This window comes from Paenibacillus sp. 19GGS1-52 (assembly GCF_022369515.1).
Classification (GTDB): domain Bacteria; phylum Bacillota; class Bacilli; order Paenibacillales; family Paenibacillaceae; genus Paenibacillus_AQ.
In genome coordinates, this window is sequence record NZ_CP059724.1 from 2278028 (window position 1) to 2301881 (window position 23854).

Consider the following 23854-nt stretch of genomic DNA (forward strand, 5'->3'; position numbering starts at 1 on the left):
ACAAAGTGAAATGCAGATACACGTGGATTACAATAAATAAGGCGAGAAATCCTATAGCACGCAGGTGCGTCACTAAGGATATCTCGCCTATACTAGTAATAGTAAGAAAAGAAGTTGCTTAAGAACCAGCTTCCGGCGGTGTAGCCTGTTTAACCTGCTGTTTCTCCTTGAAACGTGGGCCGACATAATTGCGTTTGCGGTCGCGGGCTAGAATCCAGCCACCCAGGAAGGTCATTCCAGCTGCAAAGATCAGAAGTCCGCCCCCAAAATGAAGCCATGCAAAAGCAGGGGTTACACTATCATCACCATGCATGGATATATAGTTGAAAATATCGTCTTTCATCATAATAAAGCCCTTCATGGCAAACAAGCCGGGAATGACAAGAATAAGGATGGCAATGAAGCGTGAAATCAGCAGTTTCATAAGTATCTCCTACCCTTCTTAGCCCATTGGATTCCTCATTATGATAACGCTTCAACAGGGAAAAGTCTATTTGAAAGGATTTGTAATCCTATTAAAAGAGAGTACAATATATTAGGTTAAAGAGAACTTAAGTGTATGACTGGAGGATATATCATGACAATTACATGTGACGTGGCCATACTTGGCGGAGGAACCGGAGGTTATGTGGCGGCGATTCGTGCGGCTCAGCTTGGGAAGTCCGTTGTTGTTATCGAAATGGACAAACTGGGGGGCACCTGCCTGCACCGAGGCTGTATTCCAAGTAAATCGCTGCTGCGCAGTGCAGAGGTATATGCTGAAATAAATGAGAGCGAGAGCTATGGCATCGAAACTTCAGGTGTACAACTGGTATTCCCGAAGGTACAACGTCGTAAGGAATCCGTGGTGGAGCAGCTTCATCAAGGTGTACAATATTTGATGCGCAAAAATAAAATTCAAGTCTTAAAGGGCAAGGGGCGCGTCATCGGTCCTTCTATCTTCTCCCCGCGCAGCGGAGCTGTGGCGGTTGAACTGGAAGATGGAGAAATGGAGACGGTAGTGTCTGGAAATCTTATTATTGCCACTGGCTCACGTCCGCGTATTCTGCCAGGGCTGGAACCGAATGGAAGGTTCATCCTATACAGTGAAGAAGCGTTGCAGATGGAAGAACTGCCGTCTTCCATTATTATTGTGGGTGGCGGAGTCATTGGCGTAGAATGGGCCTCGATGCTGGTCGATTTCGGCGTTGAGGTGACGGTGGTCGAAGTCGCAGGACAATTGCTGCCGCAGGAGGATGAAGAGGTAGCTCGTGAGCTGCAGCGATTATTGAAGAAGCGTGGCGTCAAGATATTGACGGGTACAATGGTTGACGCGGGTAGCTGTAAAGTGACTGACGCCGGCATTACAATTGAAGCCCGCAAAGGAGAGCAGAGCCAAAGGTTATCCGCTGAGAAGCTGCTTGTGTCAGTAGGTAGAGTAGCCAATATTGAAAATATTGGACTGGAGAACACAGACATTCATTATGATAAAGGTGTTATATCTGTGAATTCCAATATGCAGACTAATGAACCGCATATTTATGCTATTGGTGATTGTATCGGTGGACTTCAGCTGGCGCATGTCGCCAGCCATGAAGGAATTATGGCAGTCAATCATTTGTCCGGCGAGAAGCAACATCCTTATCATGCACATCTTGTTCCCCGCTGTGTCTACACACGGCCTGAAGTGGCAAGTGTCGGTTATACGGAGAAGGAAGCGAAGACGCTGGGCCATGATATTGTGACTGGGAAATTCCCGTTCTCAGCGATCGGAAAAGCGATTGTATACGGTCAGAAAGACGGATTTGTCAAAGTTGTCGCTGATCGCACTAGTGGTGATATTCTCGGTGTGCAGATGATTGGCCCGCATGTTACTGATCTGATTGGGGAAGCAGCATTGGCACAGGTGCTGGATGCAACACCTTGGGAGATCGGCGAGACGATCCATGCTCACCCGACGCTTTCGGAAATTATCGGCGAAGCGATGTTAGCTGTGGACGGGCGTGCTATCGGGTTCTAGGATTTTCTTATCTTTTCTTTTTAGGTGCAAAGGGATTATAATAAGCCTAAGCCAAGTTTTAGTACCTGGTTATAAGATCAGGGTATGGTTGAACTTCACTAAAATTTTAGGAGGTACCTCTTGTATGGAATCTCAAGGTACTGTAGAAACCGTTAACCGACATAAGCAACTTGGACTCAGCGACGGCCAGGTCATCGATATGTACAGATATATGCTGCTCGCGCGCAAATACGACGAGCGCAGCCTACTGCTTCAACGTGCTGGCAAGATCAACTTCCATGTCTCCGGGATTGGTCAGGAGGCTGGACAAGTGGCTGCTGCCTTTGCGCTGGATCGGCAAAGTGATTATTTTTTACCTTATTATCGTGATTATGCATTTGTGCTTACAGTAGGAATGACCACGCGAGAACTGATGTTATCTGTTTTTGCCAAAGCCGAGGACCCGAACAGTGGCGGACGGCAGATGCCAGGCCACTTTGGAAGTAAGCGACTGCGTATCGTGACGGGCTCAAGCCCAGTAACTACGCAGGTGCCGCATGCGGTTGGTTTTGCGCTCGCGGCCAAGATGCAGAAGAAGAAATTTGTCTCCTTTGTCACGTTCGGAGAAGGCTCCAGCAATCAGGGGGATTTTCATGAAGCGTGTAATTTTGCCGGAGTAAATAAGCTCCCCGTCATTATTTTTTGTGAGAATAACCAATATGCCATCTCGATACCTGCTCATAAACAGCTTGGCGGCAAGATCAGCGACCGAGCGTTGGGCTATGGATTTCCAGGTGTGCGTGTAGACGGCAATGATCCGCTAGAGGTGTATCGTGTAGTTAAGGAAGCACGGGAAAGAGCTATCGCAGGTGAAGGTCCTACGCTGGTTGAAGCCATGATGTATCGTCTGTCTCCACACTCTACCTCTGATAATGATCTGGCTTACCGGACCAAAGAAGAAGTGGACGAGAACTGGAAGAAAGACGGTGTGGCCGGATTCCGCAATTACTTGATCGCACTGGGTTTATGGAGTGACGAGCAGGAACGCGACATGATTGCCGAGTGCAATCTGGAGCTGAAAGAAGCTATCGAATACGCCGACAATGCACCGTTCCCTAAACCGGAAGATACGCTGCTGCATGTGTACGAAGGAGGGGTATAACTCATGGCTATAATGGAATATATCGATGCGATCCGGCTGGCGATGAAAGAAGAGATGGAGCGCGATGAGTCCGTATTTGTGCTAGGTGAAGATGTTGGCCTTAAGGGCGGCGTATTTACCACAACGAAAGGTCTGCAGGATCAGTTCGGAGAAGCACGTGTATTGGATACACCACTGGCGGAATCGGCTATTGTCGGTGTAGCTATAGGGGCTGCTATGTATGGCATGAAGCCAATTGCTGAAATGCAATATTCCGACTTCATGCTGCCAGCGACGAATCAAATTATTAGCGAGGCGGCTAAAATTCGCTATCGTTCCAACAATGACTGGAACTGTCCGATTGTGATTCGTGCCCCGATTGGTGGGGGGATTTTTGGCGGATTATATCATTCGCAGTGCCCGGAATCAATCTTTTTTGGCACACCAGGGCTGAAGATTGTGGCACCTTATTCGGCTTATGATGCCAAAGGACTTCTAAAGTCCGCTGTGCGTGATCCTGATCCTGTCATGTTCTTCGAGAACAAGAAATGCTACAAGCTGATCAAAGGAGAAGTACCGGAAGGCGATTATACGGTCCCGATTGGAGAAGCGAATCTGCTGCGCGAGGGAAGCGATATTACAGTAATCGGCTATAGTCTGCCACTGCATTTTGCCATGCAGGCTGCGGAAGAGTTGGAACGTGAGGAAGGCATTACCGCGCATATTCTGGATCTGCGCACACTTCAACCGTTGGACCGCGAAGCGATTATTGCTGCAGCCCGCCAGACTGGGAAGGTGCTGATTGTCCATGAGGATAATAAGACCGGAGGAATTGGCGGCGAAGTGGCCGCTATTATCGCTGAACATTGCCTGTTCGAGCTTGACGCACCGATATTCCGCCTTTGTGGTCCAGACGTGCCGGCTATGCCAATCAGTCCGCCGATGGAGAAGTTCTTCATGTTGAGCAAGGACAAGGTTAAGGCAGAAATGCTGCGGTTAGCGCAATATTAAATTTAAGTGGATCATGCGAAATCAGAAAAGCGATGCTCCATAAAACTTTAGGGAGTTGAAAAAATGTCAGACAACCAAACGTTGACCGATGTGATTATGCCGCAGTTGGCGGAATCATTGGTATCAGCAACGATCGGCAAATGGCTGAAGAAGCCGGGTGACCGGGTAGAGGAATACGAGCCACTATGTGAGCTTATTACAGATAAAGTAAATGCTGAGCTACCCTCCACTATAGAAGGAATTATGGGCGAATGGTTAGCGGAGGAAGGCCAGACTGTTAATGTAGGGGAAGTTATCTGCCGTATTGCTGTTTCTGTAGCCGCTCCAAAAGCTACCCAAGGTACAAGCAATGCTGCTGTGCAGGCTCCTTCAATGGTGTCTGGACAAAATGCGACCCCTACGGGTGATTCGTCGATGCGGGCACGTTACTCTCCAGCAGTGCAGACCCTCGCTGCGGAGCACGGTGTTAATTTAACGGCCGTATCAGGAACCGGTATGGGAGGTCGTATTACACGCAAAGATGTACTGTCCTTTATTGAAGGCGGTGGAACCTCTGTCGCAACAGCACCAACAGCTGCAATAGCGACACCACCGACACATCAAGTCACTACTGAGGAAGCAAATCAAGCTCTACAGCCGGATCGTCACTCCGGTCTGCACTTAAGCGAATCACCACGTATTCCTACGATTGAAGTAGAGGGTGGACGGGGCAGCAGTTCGGAATTCTTGATCGATGTAACCCCCATCCGAAATACAATCGCCACCAGAATGCGTCAAAGTGTATCGGAGATTCCACATGCCTGGACCATGATTGAGGTAGACGTTACCAATCTCGTGATGCTGCGGAATAGGCTCAAAGATGATTTTAAACGCAAGGAAGGCATTAATTTGACCTATCTGTCCTTTCTGATGAAGGCAGTCGTGAGCGCTATTAAGGATTACCCGATCATGAACTCTGTTTGGGCCGTAGACAAAATTATCGTTAAGCGTGATATCAATATTTCGCTAGCTGTAGGTACAGAGGATTCAGTAATGACGCCAGTGATCAAAAAAGCCGATCAGAAGAATATTGCTGGCTTGGCTCGTGAGATTGATGAATTGGCGCTGAAGACCCGTGAAGGCAAGCTGCGGCTTGAGGATATGCAGGGCGGAACCTTTACAGTTAATAATACAGGTTCTTTCGGTTCGATTCTTTCTTATCCAATCATTAACTATCCGCAGGCAGCAATAGTGACGTTCGAATCGATTGTGAAGAGACCTGTTGTAATTAACGATATGATTGCAGTGCGTTCCATGGCCAATATTTGTTTATCGCTGGATCACCGGATTCTGGATGGGGTAATTTGCGGCCGTTTTCTGCAGCGCGTGAAGGATAATGTTGAAGGATATACACCTGATACCAAACTTTATTAAGAAGAAACAGCTTCACGTGAAAAGGGGACCTGACGGTATGAATAATACAGATGCACGTGAACTGGAAATATTATATATACCGCTAATGGAATATGGTGCGGCCTGGGAGCTGCAAAAAGAGTCCGTCCAGGCCATAGATGCTGGCGAGCAGCCAGAACGGCTTATTCTTTTGCAGCATCCCCCGACCTATACGATTGGCTCCCAGAATCATCCAGAACATCTTCTCCTGAATGGCGAACAGCTTCAGGAAAAAGGAATTGCGTTGTTTGAAATCGACCGGGGTGGAGATATTACATACCATGGTCCGGGTCAGCTGGTTGGATATCCACTGCTTAAACTTGGAGAGGAAGGCAAGGTAGATCTTCACGAGTACTTGCGCAGCTTAGAGGCTGTAATTATTGATTATTTGGCTTCCTATGGAATTGTTGGAGACCGCAAGCCTGAATATACGGGCGTGTGGGTAGGCGACAAGAAGATTTGTGCCATTGGTGTCAAATTCAACAAGAGTAAGCTCCGTAGAGGATTTATCACTAGCCACGGTTTTGCGTTTAATGTCTCGGAGGGCATCGCTGAGAAAGGCTTCCAAGGAATTATCCCCTGCGGTATAACGGAGTATGGGGTAACTTCACTGGAGGAATGCGCAGGTCGGATGTTTGAGCTGGAGGAGGTAGCGAAGGAACTGGTTCCTCACTTCCTGAAGCATTTTCCGTATGATAAGCATAGCGCCTTCAGCAGCTCGGTTCAAGCTGATCAATAAGCAGGCTAATAGCGGCCAGGGAGTCCCTGGCCGCTATTATTAACGAAAGCCTAGGCAGTAATTATCCTGCAAGAAAAGGCTCAATCATAAATAATACGGTAGATGCGATCATAGCTAACAGCATGACGTAAATAACAACACGGAACCATTTTTTTTGACGTTGCATGAGTGACTCCTTTAGTATTAGTTTAAGTTATAAGCATACAGATTTGTTGACGTAGTACAACCATTGTACCGTATCCGTGAAAGAGAGGGAAGTCTAGTGATAGCACAAGATCGATTGATCCAGGAGTTTATGGAGCTTGTACGTGTAGATAGTGAGACAGGAAATGAACGGGGAATTGCTGATGTTCTGAAGAGTAAATTTAACGCCTTGGGATTGGAAGTCATCGAGGATGATTCCCAGGAAAGAACCGGGCATGGAGCAGGAAACCTGTTCGTGACCTGGGCAGCAGAGCATGGTGGGGCTGGTCCCAAGCTGCTGTTCACCTGTCATATGGATACTGTTGTTCCCGGTAAAGGAATTAAGCCAACACTTGGAGAAGATGGTTGGATTACAAGTGATGGCACTACCATTCTTGGAGCAGATGACAAGGCCGGCTTGGCTGCGCTATTTGAAGCCATCCGGGTCATTCAGGAGCAGAGTATTCCGCACGGACAAATACAGTTTGTGATCACAGCAGGTGAAGAATCCGGGCTGTTAGGCGCACGTGCGATGGATCCAAAGTATTTGGATGCAGACTTTGGTTTTGCACTGGACTCCAATGGTGAAGTTGGAGCTATCGCCGTTGCTGCCCCGACACAAGCTAGAGTAACTATGCAGATCTTTGGGAAGTCTGCTCATGCTGGCGTCAATCCAGAGGATGGGATTAGTGCTATTCAAGTAGCCAGTAAAGCGATTTCGGCAATGAAGCTTGGACGTATTGACAGCGAGACAACAGCCAATATTGGCAAATTCGCTGGCGGCGGACCTACGAATGTAGTCTGTGATCATGTACAGCTGGATGCAGAAGCTCGCAGTATTGTACAGGAGAAGGTTGACCTGCAGATAGCTTCCATGCGTGAAGCGCTGGAAACGACAGTTCGGGAATACGGTGCAGAGTGTGAATTCCGCAGCGAAATTATTTACCCTGCCTTCAGCTTTAATGAACATGATCCGGTTGTTCAGCTTGCTGATCGTGCAATATCCTCCATTGGCTTACAGCCTCGGCTGTTTGCATCCGGTGGTGGCAGTGACGCGAACGTGTTCAATGGCCTTAAGGTTCCTACCGTTAACCTATCAGTTGGTTATGAGCATATTCACACCACAAAGGAACGTATTAAGGCTGAAGATATTATAAAAGTTGCCAAACTAGTCGTTGCTATCGTTAAAGAAAGTGTTAAAGCTTAAGACTAGAGCAGCTGATGTACACTAATCAAATGAAGGAGCTGTCCCCAGGTTAACAACCTAAGGGACAGCTCCTTATGTTATACCAACAGATATGAATGAGTTCAAAGTATAGTTTTATTATCCTACTTTAGTGGATGTGCCCCGGTTGTCTGCATGCAGAGATAAAATGTAGGACAGGGGCATATCGCGTCCATATTGCTGTATCCATCCGGCTAGGATAGCTTTTATTTGCTCCGGTTTTCCAACTATGGTTACAGCGGATGAGCTTGTACGGCGGAGGACATCTTTCATATCCGATTCCTTCTTTCACGGTGAATTTGCTATAATACACCCTATGCAGAACAGAGATAAAGGAGACCAGAAAACGATGAAAAATTATGAAGTGATCAGCAACCCCAAGCTGGACGAAGAGACGATTTCCACACAGCCGATTTTTGAAGGTAATATTATTACCTTGCAGGTGGACACCGTAAGAATGCCTGACGGCAATACCGCAACCCGCGAGGTGATTAAGCATCCTGGTGCTGTGGCAGTGCTCGCGCTGAATCAGAATAAAATGCTGGTCGTAGAGCAGTACCGGCAGCCAATGCACCGTACCGAGGTGGAGATTCCGGCAGGCAAGCTCGATAAGGGTGAAGATCCACTTGCAGCAGCCTATCGGGAGCTTCAGGAGGAGACAGGTTTTCATAGCGGTGATATGCATCACCTGAAATCGTTCTACACTTCTCCCGGCTTTGCCGATGAGATCATTCATATGTATGTAACGGAAAATGCGCAAACAGGGGATATGTCGCTGGATGAGGATGAGTTTCTGGAGGTATCAGAGCTTACACTTGAGGAGGCCTACCAATATATAGCGGACGGGCGTATCGCCGACGCGAAGACAATAATGGCGGTATATGCCTGGCATCTGTATACGTTAACCGGACAATGGCACTAGAAGCGGAGCTGAAGAGCTGCTACTGTGACCTGCATGTTCATATTGGCCGAACCTCGGAGGGGCAACCAGTCAAGATCAGTGGCAGCCGCGAGCTAACCTTCGCCAATATTGCTAAAGAAGCGGCGGAGCGTAAAGGGATTGAACTTATTGGCATCATAGATAGCCATGCACCTGGTGTCTTGCGTGATATCCGGGAATCGCTCGAATCCGGAGAAATGGCAGTTGCCGAAGGCGGAGGGATTGCTTACCGAGGGACGACGATCGTGCTGGGAGCGGAAATTGAAATCCGTGAGCCAGGACGAAAGGAATGTCATGTGCTCGCCTTTATGCCGGACGTGGAGACCATGACTGAATTCAGCAATTGGATGAGCCGTCATATGCGGAATGTGAACCTCAGCTCCCAGCGTCTGTATGTTCCAGCCAGAGAACTGCAGGATGAAATCTATGGGCGGGGCGGGATTTTGATTCCCGCACATATTTTCACACCTCACAAAGGATTGTACGGCTGTGCAGCGGAAGTGATGGCTGACATTTTTGATCTCGACCGGATTGCGGCTGTGGAGCTGGGTCTAAGTGCAGATTCGGAGATGGCAGGCTATCTTTCCGAGCTAGACAGGTATACCTTCCTGACGAATTCAGATGCTCATTCTCTAGGCAAAATCGGCCGTGAATACAATGTTATGGAGCTGGCCCGTCCTTCTTTTGCCGAGCTGTGCTTAGCCCTTGAACGTAAAGAGGGACGGCGGGTTAGTGCCAACTTTGGACTGAATCCCCGCCTAGGTAAATATCACCGAACCTACTGTGGGGGTTGTGGCAGCATTATTGACGAAGCTTATGCCACCTCCGAGCGCTGCCCCTATTGTGGAAGCCTCAAGCTGGTGAAAGGTGTATTTGACCGGATTATGGATATTGCTGACCGGGAGTTCCCAGCTGTGCCCGCGTTTCGTCCGCCTTACCATTACCAGGTACCCCTAGAATTCATTCCAGGGTTGGGTAAGGCTAAGCTGAACAAGCTATTGCAGGCTTTTGGCACAGAGATGAACATTTTGCATGGGGCGGGTGAAGACGAAATCGCGGTGGTGGCTGGCGCTGATTTGGCTTCACAGATCGTTGCTGCCCGCTCCGGGACACTTGCGCTATCCGCAGGCGGTGGAGGAACTTACGGCAAAGTTGTCCAGCATCGAAAGTAACCGCTTGTGTCTAAGTTAAGGACAAGTCATAGATTGGGACGTTTCCTCATATGGTGTAACATGTGAGCCAGAAAGGAGAACGTCCTGATGCGTAATTTCCGACAGATGATAAAGGAACAGACGCCTCTATATATTTTTGTTGCTGTATTATTTCTGGTAGGGGTTGTCTTCGGGGCGCTTATCGTCAGTGCGCTGACTATGGATCAGCAGCAGGAGCTTGGGGATTACTTGGGAAACTTCTTCGCGACCGTTGATCAGCAGGGGCTGCCAGCAGCACCGGAATCCTACTGGAGCATCGCTGCACTAAACCTGAAATGGATTGGGCTGATCTGGATTCTTGGATTATCGGTGATTGGCCTGCCGGGCATCTTAATTCTTGATTTTCTCAAAGGTGTATTGATCGGCTTTACGGTTGGTTGTCTGGTCAGCCAATATTCGTGGCATGGGTTGCTGTTCGCGCTTGTCTCGGTCGCCCCGCATAATCTAATACTGATCCCGGTGCTACTTGTGTGCAGCGCGGCGGCTATAGCTTTTTCATTACTAATGATTCGCAGCCGTGTGCTGGGCCAACGCCGGACGACGGTGACTCGTCCATTTGCCATGTATACCTTACTGTCCTTCCTAATGGCGCTGCTGATTCTGGGAGTATCCTGCTTCGAGACCTGGGTAACCCCGTCCATGATGCGCTGGGTGACGCCTATGTTGGTAGTTATAGGGTCGTGAACACTGGAATTAAAGGCTTTTAAGTACAATAAAATTATTCGGGATTTGGAATGTTACCAAAGTGAATTTTCACTTTTTTGGTAGCATTCTTTTTTATTATTAGCTGTGACATGAGTATGTCGGAAAATAAGCTAACTTTATTCAACGCTGCTTTCAAAATCTGCTTTAGTAAGCTGCCTCGACTGAAAGTAATATTTGTTGCCAATCCTGCCTCGTAAATCTGTTCTAAGCACATGGAAATCTTTCTTTTCAACGTCTATTATTCGGAATTCAGGTTCCTCTTCTTGTTCAATATATTTCAGAATTAGATACATCATAGCTTCATTTTTCTTTAATTTCATTTGGGGAAAATCCTTTCAGAACGTTAGGAGATACCGGATCACATCGCCTTTGATTATAATAAAGTTTAATTCCTCATTTCTTAAATGCTCCAGATATACTGTCAGTAATAGGAATATTTTTCTATAAAAGTTTTGTTATATATATCTTAACCGGGTTGTAAAAGCGTTTGACTTCTCAAAGCGACACGCCCTATAATGGAAGAAGCGGTTTGAAGCCCGGTGCGGTAATTATCCAAGGGGGAGGCAGACAATGGAAGCCCGGATAGACAAGATAAAGCAACAGTTACAATCCCAAGGATACAAGCTTACCCCCCAACGGGAAGCTACCTTAAGAGTGCTGCTGGAGAACGAAGAGGATCATCTAAGTGCTGAAGACGTATTCATGCTCGTGAAAGAGAAAGCACCTGAGATTGGTCTCGCTACCGTATATCGTACCCTGGAATTGCTTAGTGAGCTGCATGTCGTGGAGAAGATTAACTTTGGTGACGGAGTTGCCCGATATGACCTGCGAACAGATACGGCGAAGCATCATCATCATCATTTGATCTGTGTACAGTGTGGTACTATGGATGAGATTCGTGAAGACTGGCTGGGGCCGCTCGAAGAACGGCTCGATAAGGAATATAATTTCACAGTGCTTGACCATAGACTGGATTTTCATGGAATCTGTCATCGTTGTAAGGATAAGGACAAAGATAAGAATAATACGGACGGGATTCGTCCTGAGTAATCTTATAGATAAGAATTTACTGTGATAAGCTCTCCCCGGTTATTTTGCCGGAGGGGGCTTTTTAAATGATTAGTCTGCTGTGATCATACATAACCCCCATTGCTGGCGCATATGGTGTAGGACGAGTATAAGCTCCATAAAACTTAAGCGTATGCTTACGAAGTAAGTTTTGCGAAGTGTATTCATGAAGAAGCTTATGCTATCAAAACTTAAAGTTTATGCTTACGAAGTAAGTTTTATTGCGAAGTAACTCAAGTGGAGTATAAGCTCCATAAAACTTTTTAGGAGGAGTCCTTATGATTGTCTCTTTGCCTAAAACGGTACGTCGGCTTTATATGATGATCATGTTTGTTGCTCTGAGTTATCTGCTGTATTATGCGCTGAGTCTGCTCGGGGAATGGGTTAGTCCGATCGAAGATTATGGTATTCCGGAGGGCTCAGCAGTACGGGCGTTTCATGATGGTGAGCCCGTCACACGCAGCGACGATGGTCTTAACACAAGACAGCGACTCCGCTTCTACTACTGGTATGGGGAGTGAAATACTGCTTAGAAGCAGGAAAAAGATAGAACCCTGTCGAATGAAGCTAGGGTGAGTTTCTTGTGATTACTATCTCACAAAGAGTAGCTGCGTTAGACAGGAGCGTGAATTGATGAAGTCACACTTGCAGCCCTTTCTGCTTTATTTGTCCGAGGATAAAGGTTTATCCTTGAATACATTGGAATCCTACGGACGGGATGTATCGCAGTTTCTGGAGTTTGCCGAAGGGCGGGGCGCGACACTACCGGATGAGATAAGAAGATCTCATATTATGTTATATCTCGGTGAACTGCGTGGTGCCGGGCGCGCAACCGCAACACTTAACCGGAACACGGTGTCACTCCGCGCTTTTTTTCACTATTTATTGAAAGAACGTATAATTGGACAGGACCCGACCTTGGATATGGAATCGATTAAGCCGGATAAGAAGCCACCTATGATACTTACTGTTCTGGAAATCGAGCAACTGCTAGCAGCCCCTGATGAGACCACTTCCCATGGAATGCGTGACAAAGCGATGCTGGAGTTGCTGTATGCTACAGGTATTCGGGTATCTGAGTTAATTTCGCTGAATGTAGATGATGTGCACACGGATATGAAATATGCTCGTTGTACGGGTACTTCCGGCAAGGAGAGGGTTGTACCGATTGGTGCTATGGCTGCACAGAGTGTAGAAGTTTATACTGTTGGTAAGCGGGACATGTTGCTGCGGAAGTGCAAGACTGAGCCGGCTCTGTTTCTCAACAGTCTGGGCGGGCGTTTAACCCGGCAGGGGTTCTGGAAGATTATTAAGAAATACGCGCGGGAAGCCCATATCGAACAGGATATCACACCGCATACTCTGCGGCATTCCTTTGCAGCTCATCTGCTTGAAGGTGGTGCTGATCTGCGTTCTGTGCAACAAATGCTGGGTCATGCTGATATTTCAACTACCCAGATCTATAGCGGAATCGCTCGTAAAAATATGAAGGAAGTCTTCGAAACGCATCATCCTAGGGCGCGATAAATGAGTAAGATTGTTATGCTGGAATCATACTGTAAGAAATAGTCTGCGGGATGCCCGCAGGTTATCTAGTTGGCTCGAAACGGATACCTAACCGCGGTACAGAATATCGCTAGTTTTGGAAGCAACGTCTCTCCAGAACACGGTACAGCCGTTTCTTTCTATTGAAATGATGAATCAAATGTTGGAGATAACGAAGGAGTGAAGACGACAATGTCATCTTTTAAACGGATAGGTTTTATTGTTCTTGATAGTGTAGGTATCGGTGAAGCGCCAGACGCTGCGGATTTCGGTGATCTGGGTTCCCATACGCTAGGTCATATATTAGAACGAGTTCCTGGGTTAAAGCTGCCTAATCTGCAACAGCTTGGACTTGCAAATATTGCTCCATTGTTGCCGCTTGAGCCAGTGACTTCCCCGACGGCTTATTATGGCAAGATGCAGGAAGTTTCGGTTGGCAAAGACACGATGACAGGTCATTGGGAGCTGATGGGGCTGAAGATTGAGGTTCCCTTTAATACATATCCTGACGGATTGCCTGCAGCCTTGATTGAGAAGTTCGAAGCAGCAACTGGACGCAAAGTAATCGGCAATAAACCAGCCTCGGGCACAGAAATTCTGGTGGAGTATGGTGAAGAGCAGATGAAGACTGGAGCATGGATTGTTTACACTTCTGCAGACAGCGTGTTCCAGCTTGCGGCACATGAGGACATTATTCCACTGGATGAGTTGTACAGAGCTTGTGCAATCGCTCGTGAGCTGACAATGGCCCCTGAGTTCTCTGTAGGCCGGGTCATAGCCCGCCCCTATGTTGGTGAACCAGGACATTTCGTACGCACCTCGAACCGCCATGATTATGCGGTGAAGCCACCGCAACCAACGATTATGAACGCGCTCGAGGATATCGGTAAAGATGTGATTGCAGTAGGCAAAATCAACGATATTTTTACGGGCGAAGGGGTTACGGCAACCTACCCGACTAAGAGCAACGAGCATGGAATCGAGATTACAATTGCAGAGCTGCGTAAGCCTTTTAATGGATTGCTGTTCACAAATTTGGTCGATTTTGATTCCTTGTATGGACATCGCCGCGATCCGGAAGGATATGGCCATGCGCTGGAGGTATTTGATCAGGCACTTCCGGAGATTCTCGCGAGCTTAGATGAGGATGATCTGTTAATCCTCTCCGCAGACCATGGGAACGATCCAATTCACAGCGGAACAGATCATACACGTGAATTTGTACCACTGCTGATTTACAGCCCAAGATTTACGACTCCAGGCAGTCTGGGTATTCGCCAGACCTTCTCGGATGTAGCGGCGACGATCGCTGATAACTTTGGAGCGAAGGCACCACAGTACGGAGTAAGCTTTTTAGCAGAATTACAATAAGCAGATCGCCCACCATACTTTTAAACTTCGAGGAGGCACATCAATAATGAATGTAGTAAACCAAAGTGAAATTCAGGAAGCAGCCCAATATATTAAAGACAAAAGTCCGGTAGCTCCGGAGATCGGCCTGATCTTAGGCTCCGGTCTCGGTGTGCTGGCTGACCTGATCACGGACGAGATCAGCATTCCCTATCATGAAATTCCACATTTCCCTGTATCCACTGTAGAAGGACACGAAGGCGAGCTGCTGATCGGGTTGATCGAAGGTCGACGCGTAGTGATGATGAAGGGCCGCTTCCACATGTATGAAGGGTACGGACCGGAGACAACGGCGTTTCCAGTACGTGTGATGAAGGAGCTAGGCGTAACCAGTTTGTTGGTTACCAATGCTGCCGGTGGTGTGAATTTGGATTACACCCCTGGTGATCTGATGCTGATTACGGATCACCTTAACTTGACTGGACGCAACCCGTTAACAGGACCTAATGATCCTGCATTGGGTGTGCGCTTCCCAGATATGTCTTCAGCATATAGCCGCCGCCTGATTGAGGTAGCGAAAGAAACAGCTGCTGAGCAGAACTTCGAGTTCAAGGAAGGCGTCTATGCTGGCCTGCTGGGTCCTAACTACGAAACTCCGGCCGAAATCGTGATGGTGCGCCGTCAGGGCGCTGATGCAGTGGGCATGTCTACCGTATCGGAAACCATCGTGGCCCGCCATGCGGGTATAGAAGTGCTGGGCATTTCCTGCATCACCAATATGGCTGCCGGAATTTTGGATCAGCCGCTCAATCATGCAGAGGTTATGGAGACTGCTGAACGGGTGCGCGAGCGTTTCCTGAAGCTTGTACTGGCTTTTATTCCGAAGATGTAGGTTCTAAATACACATACAATTACACCAAATACACAATTCATATTTCAGGAGGATTAACATATGACACAAGTAAATACCCCAACAGTTGCATACGGTGTGCAAGTAAAGGAAGCCGCTGATTATATACAATCTAAATTAGGTGCTTATTCCCCTAGCATCGGTCTGATCCTCGGCTCTGGTCTTGGTGATTTGGGCGATCAAATTGATGATGCGGTATATCTGCCTTACGAAGAAATTCCGCACTTTCCACGCTCAACAGTCGAAGGCCATGCGGGTCGGTTCGTCATTGGCAAGCTGGAAGGCAAGGATGTTATCATCATGCAGGGCCGTTTTCATTTCTATGAAGGTTATGCTATGCGCAAGGTTGTACTGCCAGTCTATGTAATGGCTAAGCTTGGAGTGAGCACCCTTGTAATTACGAATGCGGGCGGCGGTATGAATAGAGCATTTAAAGCCGGTGACTTGATGCTGATTACCGACCACCTGAATATGACGGGTGACAATCCATTGATCGGCCCGAACGATTCCGAGCTGGGTGTGCGTTTCCCGGATATGTCTCGTGCTTACGATCCTGAATATATTGCTCTAGCGAAGAAGTTGTCTAGTGAAGTCAAAGGCACTGACGGTGAAACACTTGTCCTGCAGGAAGGTGTATATGCTGGGATTAGCGGCCCGACTTACGAGACACCAGCCGAACTCAAGATGCTTGCCTACCTTGGTGGGGATGCAGTGGGTATGTCCACAGTTCCAGAGGTTATTGTAGCGAGTCATAGCAAGCTGCGTGTACTTGGCATTACTTGTATTACTGATATGGCTATTGGTGATGAGCTTGAGCCGCTGACCCATGAGCAGGTCGTAAAAGTAGCGAATCTAACCAAGCCGAAATTCATCGGTCTTGTGCGCGCGTTTGTGCGCGAAGTACAGGCATAAGATGAGAGCAGTCGATATTATCCAGAAAAAAAGAGATGGCGGAGAGTTGAGCCGTGAAGAAATAGCATTTTTGATCCAGGGCTACAGCAAGGGTGAAATTCCGGATTATCAGCTTTCGGCTTGGGCGATGGCTGTTTATTTTCAAGGGATGAATGCCCGGGAAACTGGCGATCTGACACTGGAAATGGCCATGTCCGGCGACCAGGTGGATCTGAGCCCAATTGCTGGAATCAAAGTAGACAAGCATTCTACTGGCGGTGTAGGCGATAAGACGACGGTTGTGTTGGCACCCTTAGTGGCATCAGCAGGAGTTCCTGTAGCTAAAATGTCCGGCCGTGGGCTCGGGCATACCGGTGGTACGCTCGACAAGCTGGAGTCGATCCGTGGTTTCTCCGTGGAGATGGACCGCGAGCGGTTCTTTGACCAGGTCGGAGAAATCGGCGCAGCGGTCATAGGTCAATCAGGCAACATCACGCCTGCAGACAAAAAGCTGTACGCGCTGCGTGACGTTACGGCAACCGTGGAATCCATTCCACTGATCGCCAGCTCCGTCATGAGCAAAAAAATTGCTGCAGGCGCTGACGCGATCGTGTTGGATGTCAAAACCGGCAGCGGCGCGTTTATGAAGACGCTGGACGATTCTATCGCGCTGGCACAAGCAATGGTGGACATCGGCACCCATCTGGGCCGCAACACCGTCGCGGTAATTAGCGATATGGACCAGCCTCTGGGATACGGCATCGGCAACGCCCTGGAGATAAAGGAAGGGATCGCAACGCTAAACGGTCACGGTCCTAAGGATCTGCAGGAGGTCTGCCTCATTCTGGGCAGCCATATGCTTGTGCTTGGCGGCAAAGCCAAGGATGAAGCTGAAGCGCGGTCCATTCTCATGAGTCATATTGAGGATGGCAGTGCGCTGGAGAAGCTTAAACAGATAGTTACCGCACAAGGTGGAGATGTCTCACAGATTGAGGCGCCGGATACTTTACCTACGGCCTCCCGCTTCATCGAAGTGAAGGCAGCAACCGGAGGTTATATTGAAGGTATTCAAGCGGAGGAAATCGGTGTTGCCGCTATGCTGCTTGGTGCCGGACGTGAGACGAAGGAATCTGTAATCGATTTGGCTGTTGGAATTCAGCTGTCCAAAAAGGTTGGCGACGCTGTGGCAGAAGGCGAGATCCTTGCTGTTCTGCATGTGAATGATGCCAGTGACAACAAGGTACAGGAAGCAGAAAGCAAGGTGCTGGAAGCCTATCGTATTACTTCTCAACCGGTTGCACCACAGCCGCTGATATTTGCCCTTGTGACTAAGAATGGGGTAACCCGGTATTAGGATTAGGTTATGCTTTTGAGTTGAGGTCGCGGTTCTTTAGATGGCAAATGACGCAGCATTAGCGGGAAATCCTCCCGCTAAATGGGTATATGAGTGATCCTGCGCCTGATAGAAGGCAGCAGCTATATATTTAATCTATACAAAATCCTTACGGACGCAGCAATGCGTTCCGTAAGGATTTTTTTATGTTAGACTCTCAACCTGCCCGCAAAGGCAAACGTAACAGCTCAACGATATAGAAACGGCGGCAAAATATATTTTAAATTTGATAAGTTAACTGAATATCACTATAATTATATGAAAATAAGACTCAGTTGGAAGGAGCTGGATTATAGTTGGAGAAGCGACGAGAACTCTGGATTGATGCTGCCAAAGGCTTGAGTATTATTTTTGTAGTCATGGGTCATTCTGGAGATGGACTGGCCACTCATTATTTATTCTGGTTTCATGTGCCGCTGTTTTTTCTATTAAGTGGAATGGTATTCAAACCAATTGACCCCAAGCAGTACTTAAGTTGGGTATGGAAACGAACGCGGGGGCTGATGACACCCTACTTTGCCTACGGATTGCTCATCACGATGATACTGCTTATATGTACCTTTGACCTCAAGAGTTTTGCCGGGAATATCGTTAGACTTCTATATGGCGGCCTGTCACTGACCGGTCCGTTTGGCGTACTGTGGTTCATCACCTGTCTCTTATTTACACAACTACTCTTCGGTTTCATCGTCCGATTTACAATGAGAACGCAACTCCTCTTGATTGCCTCGTGTTATCTGCTGGCCCACCTGATCGCTCTCACTTCCTTAAGAAGCTTCAACCTCCCATGGAATATCGATGTTGCCCTCTTAGCTATTACATACTACGCCCTTGGATATTACGGGAAAACATGGATCCCTCTACTGATTAGCCGAATAGCTGCATTACCGCTGCTTATTACACTATGCGCCGGTTTTCTATTTCTGGATAACACAGGAGTCCTGAGCTACAGCCTGAATATGAAATATAAGGAGTACGACGCGCTGCTGCTTGATTTGGTCATTCCCATGTTATTTTCTCTACTGATCTGTACGATTTCCTTCTGGTTGTCCAAGTCCCTGCCGCTAAAAGGTTTAGGTTATCTGGGACGCAATACGATAGCAATTATGTATCTGCACCTGCCTGTTAATTATGCACTTAAGTATCTCCTCGGCATAGAGTATGGCCTCATCGTGTTTACTGTTATTGGTATCGGAATACCGGTGCTTATTACGCTGATGGCAAGCCATTCTCCAGTGTTGTCCAAGCTATTTCTTGGTCATAGCGGTAGCAGACGTTCTGTTATAAGTCTTGGGAAGGGTACAGCTGCCCCTCGCTAAAGTTTCTCGGTTGACAATAACAATTATTTACGTCCAATTGGAATAATTTTCACCCTTTCTGACGAAACTGGAACACAGTACCTGTGAAATGAAGGTTAATGTTCAGGAGGGGAACCATTGTGAGAAAAATGCATTTTGCAACGATGTTAATTGTGCTTTGTGTTGTTGTTTCGGCCCTTGGACCGATCTCAGGCGTTTCTGCAGAGGAGAAAAGCAAGGACTCCGGAAGCAAAATAGCTGCTGTTGATCTCGCACCGGGGGCGCGCTCTGCCATACTTATGGATGCCAATACCGGCACTGTGATTTATGAAAAAAACAGTCATGATAAGCTGCCTCCAGCAAGTATTACGAAGATTATGACAATGCTGCTTACGGTTGAGGCGCTGGATGAAGGGCGGCTGCAGTTGACGGATAAGGTGCGGGCGAGCGAATATGCGGCTTCAATGGGTGGCTCGCAGATTTTTCTGGAGCCTGGTGAAGAAATGACGGTGGACGAGATGCTCAAAGGGATCGCTATGGCTTCTGGCAATGATGCATCTGTGGCTATGGCGGAGAAAATCGCGGGTTCGGAGAGCGCTTTTGTCGATCTGATGAATCAAAAGGTGGAGGAGCTTGGCCTGAAGGATACCCATTTCGCCAATTGCAATGGACTACCGGCTGAGAATCACTATTCTTCCGCACATGATATTGCTGTAATGAGCCAAGAGCTGCTGAAGCATGAGCGCATTATTAAATATACCGGCTCCTATCAGGATTATCTGCGCAAGGATTCGACCAAGCCCTTCTGGCTGGTGAATACGAATAAGCTGGTGCGTTTCTATACGGGAGCCGATGGGCTGAAGACTGGCTATACGGCAGAGGCTAAATTCTGTCTGTCGGCTACAGCGGCCAGGGATGGCCTGCGTGCTGTGGCTGTCGTGCTGGGCGAACCGAACACGAAGACACGCAACAGCGAGGTTTCGGGTATGTTCGATTACCTGTTCTCGCAATATAAAGTACACACGATTCATAAGGTCGGAGATACCATCGGCACGCTGAAGATTGAGAAGGGCGTGAAGTCGGAGCTGCCGCTTACGGCGAAGGAGACCTACAGCGTTCTTTTGAAAAAAGGAGTGACTCAGGAAGGTATTCGCAATCAGGTAGTATTACCGGAAAATGTGAAAGCTCCTGTAGCCGCAGGGCAAACGGTTGGCAAGCTGGTTGTCTACCAAGGGACTAACGTACTGAAGGAATATGAGCTGAAGGCAGGCGAAGACGTGCCGAAGGCGGGCTGGTGGAAACTGTTCAAGCGAACGGCGGGCTCTTTGTTTACGATTGATTAATTGGTTGTATTTTGTAGATTGCTTCTATGCTTTCTGTAGATTCATAGGGGTTTTCTTCTAGTTTTGTCGGGAGGCAGGATTCCTGATTTGCCGCGTAGAAACCTAGTCCTTGAAGGGAAGCAACATCGTGTTCAAGGGTGGTTTCAAAGCAACGAAGAGGAGAGTGGCAAGCATGAATTCTCATGTGGAGATGGAGCAACACCGGAGTGTGCTGATTGTCCGTTTGTCAGGGGAACTGGACCATCACGCAGCGGATTATGTACGCATGGAAATGGATGATGCGATTATGCGGGGCCAGGTACTGCATCTGGTCCTCAGTCTGAAGGAACTGCAATTTATGGACAGCTCCGGACTGGGCGTTATTCTCGGAAGGTATAAGTCGATTCGTAGTAAAGGTGGCAAAATGGTAGTATGCGACGCCACCGCACCCGTACAAAGGCTGCTGGAAATGTCGGGCCTGTTCAAAATTATGCCCTTATATGACGACGAGAGCGCAGCTCTCTCGGATCTGGAGGTTGCGTTATGACAAAGAGCCAAGCCAGGAACTTCATGAATGTACAGTTCGCTGCATTGTCTGAGAACGAATCGTTCGCGCGTGTTGTTGTGGCGGCCTTCGTCACCAGGCTGGATCCTACGATGGAAGAGCTGAATGATCTGAAGACGGTTGTGTCTGAGGCAGTCACCAACTGCATTATTCATGGGTATGACAGTGACCCGAACGGTATTGTCACGATATCAGCATCGATCGACAATGAAACGGTACATCTCACCATAGAGGATCAAGGACGGGGCATTGAGGATCTAGAGCTGGCTCAGCAGCCGTTGTACACCTCCAAGCCGGAGCTCGAGCGGTCGGGCATGGGCTTTACCATTATGGAGAATTTCGTGGATGAGTTCGAAGTCACAAGTGAACCGGGTCGCGGTACCTCCATCTCAATGAAGAAAACCATTGTCTCGAAAAAAGCTTTATACAATTAGGGGTTGGAGCCATGGATGCAGAGTCAAAAAAAGCTCCGCCGACCTATTTGGACGATGCGGAGGTCAAACGTCTTATCGCGCTCAGTCAGGCCGGAGATAATCTCGCCCGCGACACGCTCGTAAACTGCAATATTCGCCTGGTCTGGTCAGTAGTGCAGCGGTTTATGAACCGCGGGTATGAGCCTGACGATTTGTTCCAGATTGGCTGTATCGGGCTATTGAAGTCCGTCGATAAATTCGACCTCAGCTATGAGGTCAAATTCTCCACCTATGCCGTACCGATGATTATCGGCGAGATCCAGCGCTTCCTGCGCGACGACGGCACCTTGAAGGTCAGCCGTTCGCTCAAGGAAATGGCCAACAAGGTGCGGAAGATGAAGGACGAAATGTCCAAAACTCTGGATCGCCTGCCGACCATCGGCGAAGTTGCACTGGCGCTCGGCGTGACACCCGAAGAAATTGTCTTCGCCCAGGAAGCCAATAAGCCGCCAACCTCGATCCACGAGACCGTGTTCGAGAATGATGGTGATCCGATTACGCTGATCGACCAGATCGCTGATGAGTCGCAGGAGCGCTGGTTCGACAAGCTGGCGCTGAATGAGGCCATCGGAGGCTTAAGTGAACGCGAGCGCCTGATCGTCTACCTGCGCTACTACCGTGACCAGACCCAGTCCGAGGTCGCGAGTCGTTTGGGCATCTCTCAGGTGCAGGTGTCACGGCTGGAGAAGAAGATATTAGCGAATATACGTGAGCAGATTGCGCAGTAAGTGCAGTAGGTAATGAAGTGACGGGTAGCAAGTGTTGATTAGAATGGAAAGTCTTGAGTGAGTACTTTGTGAAGAGCCGCCCTCGCTGGGCGGCTTTTTGCATGTTATGCTGTCCTTATATTTTCGCGGTATGATTAGTGTGGAATTTATCGAAGTATCGGGGGGCAGGCATATGCTGCATATTGTTAACGAGATAGCATAGGTGAGAAGCTCAAGCAAGGGGTTGTGCAAGGTGATGTTCTGGTGTGGAGAGAAATATATTCGGCCGGGCCAATATTCGAAGATCCTGCTGGGGAAAAAGAACGGTCCCTGCGGGCCCAAGTTCTGGAGGATACTCTAGGCATTCCAACTGGTGAATATACGAGGGGCTGTGAGGAACAAGAGCAGCGCCTCCGCGAATTTAATATGTACGATGAAGTGGTATTGTGGTTTGAACATGATCTATTCGATCAGAGTATGCTGGCCTATCTGTTGCACTGGTTCAAAGGTCAGCAGCTTGGGTATACGAAACTAAGTCTGCTCAACATCGGAGAATTTCCGGGAATTGAACCGTTTCATGGTCTGGGCCAGCTTTCTTCAGCGCAGTTGAAGACCTTATACGGAACCTGGCAGACCCTTGGACAAAAGGAATTGGAACTTGGCAGCGAACTTTGGCAAGCATACGCCGCTCCAGATCTCCGTAAGATGGCTGATCTGCTCGAGCAGAGAAAGGCAGAATTGGCGGCGTCCGCCCTGTCTTTTGCCTACGCTGCTTTTCAGGGACATCTCTCTCGTCTTCCTTCGGTGCAAAACGGACTTGGTATTGTAGAACAGACTACGCTGCAGGCTGTTCGTGGGCGTTGGGACACTTCAAACGGCATGCCTATCCAAGTATAATTTAATTTGTGAAGTTTCAGGTAAGGAGGGGAAATCATCAGAACTTTAGTCATTAGTGACATACACGGGAGTTATCAGGAATTCAACGCGCTTTTGAACAAAGTGAACTATGGTTCCTCCGAAGACCAACTCATCTTGCTAGGTGATTATGTAGATAGAGGGCCTAACAGCAAAGCTATTGTTGAACAGGTTAAGAATCTCCATGAAGAATGCGGAGTTGTCGTTCTAAAAGGGAATCATGACAAAATGGCCTGTGATGCACTGCTGAATGAAGATGATAAACTGGATACACATTGGCTTAATAACGGCGGATTTCATACGCTATTGAGCTACATTGATATGGAATCTGATTTTTCTATGGATGATTTTGGTTGGAATGATTACATGAGAATGAAGGAATTTATCCGACATGAATACAAACATCACTTGGATTTCCTAAGTTCCTTACCGCTGTATTATGAAACGGAAGAGCATATTTTTGTACATGCGGGAATCAATCCAACGGCAGAGGATTGGAAGGATCAGAATGCCTATGATTTTATCTGGATCAGACAACCGTTCTACAGGAATCCAGTAACTGCAACCAATAAGATTGTAGTCTTTGGACATACATCGACAGTTGATTTACATAATAGCGAAGAGATATGGTTTAGCCCACATGGAGACAAGATAGGCATAGATGGTGGTTGCGCCTACGGCCAACGACTTAACTGCTTGGAGATTTGTGACGGTGAATATAGAACGCATTTTGTGAGGCAAGGGGAACGGTAGTGAGTGGGATGTGGACACAATTATGTATAAGAAAAGCCGACCGCATTTGGTCGGCTTTTCCCAAATTAACTAACACCTCTAGAATTTAATGAGATCGCTG

General features: G+C 48.0%; 27 protein-coding genes. 23 read left to right on the forward strand and 4 right to left on the reverse strand.

What is annotated here, in order from left to right:
* Positions 1-118: 118 nt before the first annotated feature.
* Positions 119-424 carry a DUF2627 domain-containing protein gene (locus H1230_RS10670; protein ID WP_239715444.1) on the reverse strand — a complete coding sequence of 102 codons (306 nt, stop codon included), beginning with the start codon at positions 422-424 and terminating at the stop codon, positions 119-121.
* A 153-nt stretch (positions 425-577) separates the two neighbouring features.
* Between H1230_RS10670 and lpdA the strand changes: the two genes are divergently transcribed.
* The 5 genes from lpdA (at position 578) to lipB (ending at position 6300) form a co-directional block, all read left to right on the forward strand.
* Positions 578-1999: a dihydrolipoyl dehydrogenase gene (lpdA, locus tag H1230_RS10675; RefSeq protein WP_239715445.1), complete on the forward strand. Its 1422-nt coding sequence runs from the start codon at positions 578-580 to the stop codon at positions 1997-1999.
* 124 nt (positions 2000-2123) lie between these two features.
* Positions 2124-3140, forward strand: a complete 1017-nt coding sequence (locus H1230_RS10680; RefSeq protein WP_239715446.1) for a thiamine pyrophosphate-dependent dehydrogenase E1 component subunit alpha — start codon at positions 2124-2126, stop codon at positions 3138-3140.
* A 3-nt stretch (positions 3141-3143) separates the two neighbouring features.
* Positions 3144-4130, forward strand: a complete 987-nt coding sequence (locus tag H1230_RS10685) for an alpha-ketoacid dehydrogenase subunit beta (protein WP_239715447.1) — start codon at positions 3144-3146, stop codon at positions 4128-4130.
* A gap of 63 nt (positions 4131-4193) precedes the next feature.
* Complete coding sequence (locus H1230_RS10690) at positions 4194-5543, forward strand: dihydrolipoamide acetyltransferase family protein (RefSeq protein ID WP_239715448.1); 1350 nt, start codon at positions 4194-4196, stop codon at positions 5541-5543.
* Between the two features lie 37 nt (positions 5544-5580).
* On the forward strand, positions 5581-6300 hold the full coding sequence (gene lipB / locus H1230_RS10695) for a lipoyl(octanoyl) transferase LipB (RefSeq protein ID WP_239715449.1): 720 nt from the start codon (positions 5581-5583) through the stop codon (positions 6298-6300).
* Positions 6301-6361: 61 nt separating this feature from the next.
* On the opposite strand, the gene prli42 is transcribed toward lipB, so the two are convergent.
* Positions 6362-6466 carry a stressosome-associated protein Prli42 gene (gene prli42 / locus H1230_RS10700; protein ID WP_154118534.1) on the reverse strand — a complete coding sequence of 35 codons (105 nt, stop codon included), beginning with the start codon at positions 6464-6466 and terminating at the stop codon, positions 6362-6364.
* A 96-nt stretch (positions 6467-6562) separates the two neighbouring features.
* Between prli42 and H1230_RS10705 the strand changes: the two genes are divergently transcribed.
* Positions 6563-7690 carry a M20/M25/M40 family metallo-hydrolase gene (locus H1230_RS10705; protein ID WP_239715450.1) on the forward strand — a complete coding sequence of 376 codons (1128 nt, stop codon included), beginning with the start codon at positions 6563-6565 and terminating at the stop codon, positions 7688-7690.
* 117 nt (positions 7691-7807) lie between these two features.
* Here the strand turns inward: H1230_RS10705 and H1230_RS10710 are convergent, their stop codons facing one another.
* A complete protein-coding gene (locus tag H1230_RS10710) occupies positions 7808-7981 on the reverse strand; it encodes a hypothetical protein (protein ID WP_239715451.1) in 174 nt (57 codons plus the stop codon).
* A 76-nt stretch (positions 7982-8057) separates the two neighbouring features.
* On the opposite strand from H1230_RS10710, the gene H1230_RS10715 reads away from it, so the two are divergent.
* The 3 genes from H1230_RS10715 to spoIIM all read left to right on the forward strand — a co-directional run bounded on the left by H1230_RS10715 (position 8058) and on the right by spoIIM (position 10543).
* Positions 8058-8630: an NUDIX domain-containing protein gene (locus H1230_RS10715; protein ID WP_239715452.1), complete on the forward strand. Its 573-nt coding sequence runs from the start codon at positions 8058-8060 to the stop codon at positions 8628-8630.
* Positions 8621-9820, forward strand: a complete 1200-nt coding sequence (locus H1230_RS10720; protein WP_239715453.1) for an endonuclease Q family protein — start codon at positions 8621-8623, stop codon at positions 9818-9820. Before H1230_RS10715 ends, H1230_RS10720 begins: the two co-directional genes overlap by 10 nt.
* An 87-nt stretch (positions 9821-9907) precedes the next feature.
* Positions 9908-10543, forward strand: coding sequence for a stage II sporulation protein M (gene spoIIM / locus H1230_RS10725; RefSeq protein WP_239715454.1), 636 nt, complete (start codon positions 9908-9910; stop codon positions 10541-10543).
* A gap of 137 nt (positions 10544-10680) precedes the next feature.
* On the opposite strand, the gene H1230_RS10730 is transcribed toward spoIIM, so the two are convergent.
* Entirely contained in the window at positions 10681-10884 is a 204-nt protein-coding gene (locus H1230_RS10730) for a hypothetical protein (protein ID WP_239715455.1), read from the reverse strand.
* A 250-nt stretch (positions 10885-11134) separates the two neighbouring features.
* Here H1230_RS10730 and fur point away from each other — a divergent pair, with 250 nt between their 5' ends.
* The 14 genes from fur to H1230_RS10800 all read left to right on the forward strand — a co-directional run bounded on the left by fur (position 11135) and on the right by H1230_RS10800 (position 23754).
* On the forward strand, positions 11135-11614 hold the full coding sequence (gene fur / locus H1230_RS10735; protein ID WP_239715456.1) for a ferric iron uptake transcriptional regulator: 480 nt from the start codon (positions 11135-11137) through the stop codon (positions 11612-11614).
* 296 nt (positions 11615-11910) lie between these two features.
* Complete coding sequence (locus H1230_RS10740; RefSeq protein ID WP_239715457.1) at positions 11911-12153, forward strand: DUF4227 family protein; 243 nt, start codon at positions 11911-11913, stop codon at positions 12151-12153.
* Positions 12154-12265: 112 nt separating this feature from the next.
* Positions 12266-13159: a site-specific tyrosine recombinase XerD gene (gene xerD / locus H1230_RS10745; RefSeq protein WP_239715458.1), complete on the forward strand. Its 894-nt coding sequence runs from the start codon at positions 12266-12268 to the stop codon at positions 13157-13159.
* 210 nt (positions 13160-13369) lie between these two features.
* Positions 13370-14548, forward strand: coding sequence for a phosphopentomutase (deoB, locus tag H1230_RS10750; RefSeq protein WP_239715459.1), 1179 nt, complete (start codon positions 13370-13372; stop codon positions 14546-14548).
* 46 nt (positions 14549-14594) lie between these two features.
* Positions 14595-15419, forward strand: a complete 825-nt coding sequence (locus H1230_RS10755) for a purine-nucleoside phosphorylase (protein WP_239715460.1) — start codon at positions 14595-14597, stop codon at positions 15417-15419.
* A gap of 60 nt (positions 15420-15479) precedes the next feature.
* On the forward strand, positions 15480-16349 hold the full coding sequence (locus tag H1230_RS10760) for a purine-nucleoside phosphorylase (protein WP_239715461.1): 870 nt from the start codon (positions 15480-15482) through the stop codon (positions 16347-16349).
* Position 16350: 1 nt separating this feature from the next.
* On the forward strand, positions 16351-17682 hold the full coding sequence (locus tag H1230_RS10765; protein WP_239715462.1) for a pyrimidine-nucleoside phosphorylase: 1332 nt from the start codon (positions 16351-16353) through the stop codon (positions 17680-17682).
* A gap of 335 nt (positions 17683-18017) precedes the next feature.
* The gene (locus H1230_RS10770; protein ID WP_239715463.1) at positions 18018-19040 is read left to right on the forward strand and encodes an acyltransferase family protein; all 1023 of its coding nucleotides are present in this window, start codon (positions 18018-18020) and stop codon (positions 19038-19040) included.
* 128 nt (positions 19041-19168) lie between these two features.
* A complete protein-coding gene (locus H1230_RS10775; protein WP_481857169.1) occupies positions 19169-20362 on the forward strand; it encodes a D-alanyl-D-alanine carboxypeptidase family protein in 1194 nt (397 codons plus the stop codon).
* A gap of 172 nt (positions 20363-20534) precedes the next feature.
* The gene (gene spoIIAA / locus H1230_RS10780; RefSeq protein ID WP_239715465.1) at positions 20535-20888 is read left to right on the forward strand and encodes an anti-sigma F factor antagonist; all 354 of its coding nucleotides are present in this window, start codon (positions 20535-20537) and stop codon (positions 20886-20888) included.
* Positions 20885-21340, forward strand: coding sequence for an anti-sigma F factor (gene spoIIAB / locus H1230_RS10785; RefSeq protein WP_239715466.1), 456 nt, complete (start codon positions 20885-20887; stop codon positions 21338-21340). Before spoIIAA ends, spoIIAB begins: the two co-directional genes overlap by 4 nt.
* Positions 21341-21351: 11 nt before the next feature.
* Entirely contained in the window at positions 21352-22107 is a 756-nt protein-coding gene (gene sigF, locus H1230_RS10790; RefSeq protein WP_154118518.1) for an RNA polymerase sporulation sigma factor SigF, read from the forward strand.
* A 243-nt stretch (positions 22108-22350) separates the two neighbouring features.
* Complete coding sequence (locus tag H1230_RS10795; protein WP_239715467.1) at positions 22351-22983, forward strand: DUF1835 domain-containing protein; 633 nt, start codon at positions 22351-22353, stop codon at positions 22981-22983.
* A gap of 36 nt (positions 22984-23019) precedes the next feature.
* Positions 23020-23754 (forward strand): metallophosphoesterase family protein, encoded by a 735-nt coding sequence (locus H1230_RS10800; RefSeq protein ID WP_275591246.1) that lies wholly within the window; start codon positions 23020-23022, stop codon positions 23752-23754.
* Positions 23755-23854 lie beyond the last annotated feature (100 nt).

Excerpts from the sequence above, each read along its gene's own strand:
- H1230_RS10670 (WP_239715444.1), bottom strand. The coding sequence starts at position 424 with ATGAAACTGCTGATTTCACGCTTCATTGCCATCCTTATTCTTGTCATT.
- lpdA (WP_239715445.1), top strand. The coding sequence starts at position 578 with ATGACAATTACATGTGACGTGGCCATACTTGGCGGAGGAACCGGAGGT.
- H1230_RS10680 (WP_239715446.1), top strand. The coding sequence starts at position 2,124 with ATGGAATCTCAAGGTACTGTAGAAACCGTTAACCGACATAAGCAACTT.
- H1230_RS10685 (WP_239715447.1), top strand. The coding sequence starts at position 3,144 with ATGGCTATAATGGAATATATCGATGCGATCCGGCTGGCGATGAAAGAA.
- H1230_RS10690 (WP_239715448.1), top strand. The coding sequence starts at position 4,194 with ATGTCAGACAACCAAACGTTGACCGATGTGATTATGCCGCAGTTGGCG.
- lipB (WP_239715449.1), top strand. The coding sequence starts at position 5,581 with ATGAATAATACAGATGCACGTGAACTGGAAATATTATATATACCGCTA.
- prli42 (WP_154118534.1), bottom strand. The coding sequence starts at position 6,466 with ATGCAACGTCAAAAAAAATGGTTCCGTGTTGTTATTTACGTCATGCTG.
- H1230_RS10710 (WP_239715451.1), bottom strand. The coding sequence starts at position 7,981 with ATGAAAGATGTCCTCCGCCGTACAAGCTCATCCGCTGTAACCATAGTT.
- H1230_RS10715 (WP_239715452.1), top strand. The coding sequence starts at position 8,058 with ATGAAAAATTATGAAGTGATCAGCAACCCCAAGCTGGACGAAGAGACG.
- H1230_RS10720 (WP_239715453.1), top strand. The coding sequence starts at position 8,621 with ATGGCACTAGAAGCGGAGCTGAAGAGCTGCTACTGTGACCTGCATGTT.
- spoIIM (WP_239715454.1), top strand. The coding sequence starts at position 9,908 with ATGCGTAATTTCCGACAGATGATAAAGGAACAGACGCCTCTATATATT.
- H1230_RS10730 (WP_239715455.1), bottom strand. The coding sequence starts at position 10,884 with ATGAAATTAAAGAAAAATGAAGCTATGATGTATCTAATTCTGAAATAT.
- fur (WP_239715456.1), top strand. The coding sequence starts at position 11,135 with ATGGAAGCCCGGATAGACAAGATAAAGCAACAGTTACAATCCCAAGGA.
- H1230_RS10740 (WP_239715457.1), top strand. The coding sequence starts at position 11,911 with ATGATTGTCTCTTTGCCTAAAACGGTACGTCGGCTTTATATGATGATC.
- xerD (WP_239715458.1), top strand. The coding sequence starts at position 12,266 with ATGAAGTCACACTTGCAGCCCTTTCTGCTTTATTTGTCCGAGGATAAA.
- deoB (WP_239715459.1), top strand. The coding sequence starts at position 13,370 with ATGTCATCTTTTAAACGGATAGGTTTTATTGTTCTTGATAGTGTAGGT.
- H1230_RS10755 (WP_239715460.1), top strand. The coding sequence starts at position 14,595 with ATGAATGTAGTAAACCAAAGTGAAATTCAGGAAGCAGCCCAATATATT.
- H1230_RS10760 (WP_239715461.1), top strand. The coding sequence starts at position 15,480 with ATGACACAAGTAAATACCCCAACAGTTGCATACGGTGTGCAAGTAAAG.
- H1230_RS10765 (WP_239715462.1), top strand. The coding sequence starts at position 16,351 with ATGAGAGCAGTCGATATTATCCAGAAAAAAAGAGATGGCGGAGAGTTG.
- H1230_RS10775 (WP_481857169.1), top strand. The coding sequence starts at position 19,169 with ATGCATTTTGCAACGATGTTAATTGTGCTTTGTGTTGTTGTTTCGGCC.
- spoIIAA (WP_239715465.1), top strand. The coding sequence starts at position 20,535 with ATGAATTCTCATGTGGAGATGGAGCAACACCGGAGTGTGCTGATTGTC.
- spoIIAB (WP_239715466.1), top strand. The coding sequence starts at position 20,885 with ATGACAAAGAGCCAAGCCAGGAACTTCATGAATGTACAGTTCGCTGCA.
- sigF (WP_154118518.1), top strand. The coding sequence starts at position 21,352 with ATGGATGCAGAGTCAAAAAAAGCTCCGCCGACCTATTTGGACGATGCG.